Source organism: Rhizorhapis sp. SPR117, from assembly GCF_021742065.1.
Genome location: NZ_JAKKIE010000185.1, coordinates 1 through 1,211 on the forward strand (window position 1 = coordinate 1; position 1,211 = coordinate 1,211).

Sequence of the window (1,211 nt, forward strand, 5' to 3'; positions counted from 1 at the left end):
TGGACACCGAGATAAGTTCATTCAGGCTACCCCAGCTTCACGTTCGAAGTCGATAGGACTGAGGTAACCCAGGGTCGAGTGACGCCGGGTCGGGTTGTAGAAGCATTCGATATAATCGAACACGTCGGCCTTCGCTTGCGCCCTCGTGCGGTAGATCTTCTTCCCGATCCGCTCGGTCTTGAGCGAGGAGAAGAAGCTCTCCATGGCGGCATTATCCCATACATTGCCGGACCGGCTCATCGAGCAGGTGACCCCATTGTCGGCCATGAGCCGCTGGAACTGCTCGCTGGTATACTGGCTGCCCTGATCCGAGTGATGCAGGAGAGCATCGGGCTTGCCGCGCCGCCAGATCGCCATGATCAGCGCATCGGTGACGAGCTGGGCTGTCATGTTGGGACTCATCGACCATCCGACCACCCGGCGCGAGAACAGGTCGATCACCGCAGCAACATAGAGCCATCCCTCGGCCGTCCAGATGTAGGTGAAGTCGGCCACCCACTTCTGGTTCGGCCTGTCGGCCGTGAACTGGCGATCGAGCACGTTGCCGGCGATGACCGAACGCTCGCCATGATCCTTGGGAAGCCCGCGCCGCCGCGGCCTTGCTCGCAGACCCTGCTCGCGCATGAGCCGTTCGATCCGGTGTAGACCGCAGGATATCCCGTCGGCCAGCAGATCGTGCCAGACACGGCGCGCACCATAGGTGCGATAGCTTCCTACATGGCTGGCACGGACCTTCGCACCGATCACCTCGTCGTCGCGGGCACGTTGCGACGGCGGGCGGATCAGCCAGGCATGGAAACCGCTTCGCGAGACACCGAGCGCCCCGCACATCCATGCCACCGGCCAGATCCCTCGGTGCTTCGCGATGAACTGGAACTTCATATCGAGTCCCTCGCGAAGTAGGCGGCGGCTTTTTTTAGGATGTCGCGCTCCGCCTTCAACTTGGCCAGCTCGCGCCGCAGGCGATCGATCTCCATCTGCTCCGGCTTCATCTGACCGTGACCGGGAAAGGCATGGCCCGGATCGGCGGCAAGCTCCCGGACCCATTTACGCAGCACGTTCGCATGCACATCCAGGTCGCGCGACGCCTGGGCGATCGTCACCCCGCGTTCGCGGACCATCCTCACCGCCTCAAGCTTGAACTCGCGGCTGAACTTCCTTCTTTGCATTGTGGACCTCCGATAGGTGGAAACACCTTATCTCGGTGTCCA

The 1,211-nt window shown here is 61.9% G+C and carries 1 protein-coding gene; it reads right to left on the reverse strand.

Annotated features, from left to right (window positions below; translation table 11 throughout):
* Nucleotides 1-21: 21 nt before the first annotated feature.
* Nucleotides 22-1,169 (reverse strand): IS3 family transposase gene (locus L3X40_RS21840; protein ID WP_237367432.1). Its coding sequence is split into 2 segments (ribosomal slippage): nucleotides 22-911 and nucleotides 911-1,169, totalling 1,149 coding nucleotides; the frame shifts between segments, so codons are not numbered across the junction.
* Nucleotides 1,170-1,211 lie beyond the last annotated feature (42 nt).